8 protein-coding genes are annotated in these 4,186 nt (G+C 31.8%); all 8 read right to left on the minus strand.

Annotation, left to right across the window (positions count from 1 at the left end):
* Positions 1-223: 223 nt before the first annotated feature.
* The gene (locus tag EUBIFOR_RS03090; RefSeq protein ID WP_003864454.1) at positions 224-892 is read right to left on the minus strand and encodes a hypothetical protein; all 669 of its coding nucleotides are present in this window, start codon (positions 890-892) and stop codon (positions 224-226) included.
* 15 nt (positions 893-907) lie between these two features.
* Positions 908-1,141: a hypothetical protein gene (locus EUBIFOR_RS03095; RefSeq protein ID WP_003864455.1), complete on the minus strand. Its 234-nt coding sequence runs from the start codon at positions 1,139-1,141 to the stop codon at positions 908-910.
* Between the two features lie 16 nt (positions 1,142-1,157).
* The gene (locus tag EUBIFOR_RS03100; protein WP_003864456.1) at positions 1,158-1,568 is read right to left on the minus strand and encodes a hypothetical protein; all 411 of its coding nucleotides are present in this window, start codon (positions 1,566-1,568) and stop codon (positions 1,158-1,160) included.
* Between the two features lie 12 nt (positions 1,569-1,580).
* Positions 1,581-1,736 (minus strand): hypothetical protein, encoded by a 156-nt coding sequence (locus EUBIFOR_RS12910; protein WP_003864457.1) that lies wholly within the window; start codon positions 1,734-1,736, stop codon positions 1,581-1,583.
* Between the two features lie 634 nt (positions 1,737-2,370).
* The gene (locus EUBIFOR_RS03105) at positions 2,371-3,105 is read right to left on the minus strand and encodes a hypothetical protein (RefSeq protein ID WP_003864458.1); all 735 of its coding nucleotides are present in this window, start codon (positions 3,103-3,105) and stop codon (positions 2,371-2,373) included.
* Between the two features lie 65 nt (positions 3,106-3,170).
* Positions 3,171-3,482 (minus strand): hypothetical protein, encoded by a 312-nt coding sequence (locus tag EUBIFOR_RS03110; protein WP_003864459.1) that lies wholly within the window; start codon positions 3,480-3,482, stop codon positions 3,171-3,173.
* Positions 3,469-3,693 carry a hypothetical protein gene (locus EUBIFOR_RS03115; protein ID WP_003864460.1) on the minus strand — a complete coding sequence of 75 codons (225 nt, stop codon included), beginning with the start codon at positions 3,691-3,693 and terminating at the stop codon, positions 3,469-3,471. The genes EUBIFOR_RS03110 and EUBIFOR_RS03115 overlap by 14 nt, the downstream gene beginning before the upstream one ends.
* A gap of 44 nt (positions 3,694-3,737) precedes the next feature.
* Positions 3,738-4,142 (minus strand): hypothetical protein, encoded by a 405-nt coding sequence (locus EUBIFOR_RS03120; protein ID WP_003864461.1) that lies wholly within the window; start codon positions 4,140-4,142, stop codon positions 3,738-3,740.
* Positions 4,143-4,186: the final 44 nt, after the last annotated feature.

Consider the following 4,186-nt stretch of genomic DNA (forward strand, 5'->3'; position numbering starts at 1 on the left):
CTCTTGCTTGAACCTCTTATATAATAATTCGAATCCATGTTTTCAACGATGTTTAATATTGTCAAACACAGATACTCTTTCACTTCCTAGTTTTTAGTATTTTATTCATATATACACTTGTTTACGAACACTTTTTATATATATATTGTTTTTTTTCTACCTCCACTCCTTATATGTATTGATATTTCATAGAATTAACCAAATTTATTTAAATTTTTTCTTTTTATAAACATTCCTCCTTGTTATCTAAATTTTTAAAATATGAATATACATCCATATTGTTTTCCTTCAATTTTTCTGGATACACCGTATACCACCAACCTGCTTCCGCAAAGAATTCACCTGGTGAAATCTTTCCATATTCAGTGACACTGTCACCACCATGTAAATATAATGCTTGAAATTCTTGAGAATCTGAATTTCCATGATTAAAGTCATAGATATGCCATAGTTCATGAACTAAAGCACTCTTGTCTAAGTTAGATTGATATTGCACATGCGCATGCATATTTCTTTCTAATGCATAACCAATTATCTCCTCCTTATCTTTATTCGAAACATCCCCTTCTTTTTCACCGACCATATAAGTCTTGATCAATTGATCATGGCCTACAAAATGAATCGCCTTACAATCTTGTAAAAGATATGAAGGAAGCTTATTTAAATAAGTTTTTATTCTATTCACATCGTTATTTATCTTCTTATTTTCAGTTTCAACAAATATTGCTGGCATGTCATCATCTTGAGACTTCAAGCTTTCCCCCTCTAATGCGACTGGGCGAATCTTACAAAGTTCAAGATCGACAAATCCGTAATTTGCGAATATTTGAAGATTTAATAAGCAACAAAAGACAATATAGCTGCACCAAATGACTTTAATCACATGTTTCATAAGTAACCTCCCTTTTTATCTAGTAAGCAACATAGATATCAGGCTGACTATAAGTCTTACAAATCCAGTCACGACTGAACCCAACATAAACCAGCCAAGAAAAAACATGACAGAATACAATAGCGTATAGCCAATCGGATGACCATCCGTTATTGCAGAGCCATATGTATATATTGCGTATGCCTGTACGCAAGTAATAAGAATCGCTAAAGTAAAACCTGTCTTGAAATTTTTAATCATTGTTTCCATAGTTTTCCTCCAATTTTTAATGGTAGTGAGAGTACCATCGATACTCTTCCTCTTGACGTTGCAACTCCTCGGCTTGATTGTTCACGTAGTTTGTTGCGACATTGGTGATAGAACCTCCTAAACCACTAAGAACAACCACAACTCCAATAGCCGCAATAGCTCCTATCAAAACGGGTCCTCCATAGACAAACAACATGAGAACAATCTTATTCTCAATGAGTTGTAACCATTTTGTTTGTGGCAAAAAGAAGAACAATGTATTACTCATTGCCTGCAATTCTTGATACACTTCTGCCTGACTATCATCTAATTTCATGTCAAAGTATTTGACATCGATATATCTCATGACAAAGTACAAAGCTAGTGCAACAACCATAGTTCCAATCAATCCAATCACTGCTTCAACGACATAATCTTTCTTTTCCATTTCTTCTTCCTCCTAATACTCTTTTCGGTAATCAAATCTTGATTTGCCTTTGCGAGTATATTTCTTTTTATTTCTATAAATATTTCCACCTTGTCTGCATGCATCTAAATGATACAAGTTTGGCAATTTTAAACTTCTTTCTTCAAATCTATATGTTTTCTTTTTCATTTCCATTTCCTCCTGTTTGATTACATATTAAATTTATCACTCATTTTGGACTTAAAACATGTTCAATAACTCATATAACAAATACATTTATTAAAGCTTATTTAAATATATTCACGCATTATAAAATGTTTTATCAAACACTTTTTATAATCAGAGTACAAAAAAAGATGACATTTCAATATCACCTTAAATCATTTTAATTAACCTTTAGCATTGTATCTCCACAAAAGAAAAAAACTACGCATTAATCGTAGTTATTCTTCATCCTTTATCAATATCATATTTCTCACATGGAACTTTTTTTAGAATTAAGGAGCCTGAATGGTGTCGATCCTTTATAAGTATCATATTTCCCCCGGAAATGTTTGGATTGTGTTCGGAATGTGGCTCAACTGGTGTCGATCCTTTATAAGTATCATATTTCCCTTACTAAATATAGCACATTTTGGACTTTAATTGCTGAAAATGTTGAAAAAAGGTCGATTTTGGCATATATTTTTCGACCACCTCCTGTTTTTCGACTATTTTTAGTGTTTAAATTAACTCAAATTTAGGTGATGGTCGAAAATTCATACTTTTTGGTTTTCGTTTTTATAACCGTATACAGTATTTTTTTATTCTTAATGTCAGAGTTCTATTTAGATGTTGAACCCGCATCAAAGAAACCACAATCCTCTAATATGCTCTCTATATACTTAATATCATCTGAATACATATTTCTTTCATCTGCAATTCTCTCTTCTTTTCTTTTCTGAATAACCTTCTTTCTATTCTTCTCTATTATAATTTCTCGAACAACTGAAGAGATTTGTGTAACAGTAAATACCATTTCAGTAATCATTGAACATATCATCATATGTCCTGGAAACATAAAGAATACTGTAGAAAAATCTAATCCTCCATTTCCTAAAGCCCATGTTATTATGGATACTACAATGGCTTCTACAAAGCCAAAGCCATATGCATAAACTATTTCGTACAAATTCGAAAATTCAAACACTTCTATAGTTGGAAAGAAATCGAGTGTATCTGCCAATTCTTTTAAACCGAACAACACAAATGCTAATATTGTTAAGATTGGATATCCAAAAACATAAATGACTCGCATGTAATTGGTGAATATCTTATTCCAAAGAGCACCAGATGGTATTCTATACATCACTTGTATATCCATTAATGTTTTTAAATCTTCTTCATTTAAATCATTTAAAATAAAACGATTGTATTCAGCACAACTTTTACCTGGATAACGAGATGCAATACCCTGTCCAAAATATACAGTTACTTTATAAATCAAGTATGCCGAAGCAAACATCACCAATAACACACATACACTTTTTAAAATTCTTACAATTTGTTCTTTATTCATTCTATTTCTCCTTTTTTTCTTCTCGCTCGCTTCTTCTCGACACCATACATCTCATAATTCCATTTTTACAATTTATTCGTTTTTAATGTCAGCATCACCTTCACTTTTGGAAAGACTAAATCCTCAATTTCTTTTCGTACATCCATACACAATGGATTAATCACATAATCCTTGATTGTATATCCATTGGCATCTTTCACAAATTCACCATTCTTTTTACGATAAGTAAAAGGAAAATCTAAATAGATTTCCCCACTTCTTCTTTTACGTACACTAATGTTATTAATTCTTAAACCTTTATAAAGTACTGTCGTAAACGCAACAATATCATTAGACTTCCCATTATATAACTCTACATACGCTTTATTTTCCAACATAATCCTCTCCTTCATATTTATGAAATACCACTTCAGATGAGCCACCCTCATATTTTTCTTGTAACCTTATACGCTCCTTATCTATCCCTTCAATCACCTGCATCATAATGCCTAATTCTCTGTAATAATTACGAAGACTTAGACCCATCAAAAATCCAACTACCAATAAAATCACAATCACAATTTGATAAAACAAAATAATATTACTCATAATTTCTTTTCCTCCTTACATTTAACCTTTTATATAGACTACAGCTATGTCATCTCATCTTTCTTTGACAAACTAGCTTTAGCACACGCATCTTCAAATTTTGACTCAATTTCAACTCTTCTTTTCAACGCATCATCCAATCGAGTCATCGCATCATACATATTCTTTGTAGCTTTCATCCATCCAGATAAATCCGTATTATTCTCTTTAATCGAATTGAATAATCCCCTTGAAAACTTCACAAGACTCTTTCTTTCTTCAACCTCTGCATTAACCTTATTCCACGCATCCACAATATCCTCTACATCATTGGAAGCTTCATCACACACACTATCATTTTCAAGTCCATCTTCTTCTTCTTTCTTTTCTTTCTGAACCGCCTTTACAAGTGCAACCACCACATTACAAGCTACAAGACCTGTCACTAATGTTTTTAATAACGTTTTCATAAATTTATTTCCTCTTTCTTTCTATAAGTTTTGCTTTCTATTTT

The sequence above is a fragment of the Holdemanella biformis DSM 3989 genome (assembly GCF_000156655.1).
GTDB lineage: Bacteria > Bacillota_I > Bacilli_A > Erysipelotrichales > Erysipelotrichaceae > Holdemanella > Holdemanella biformis.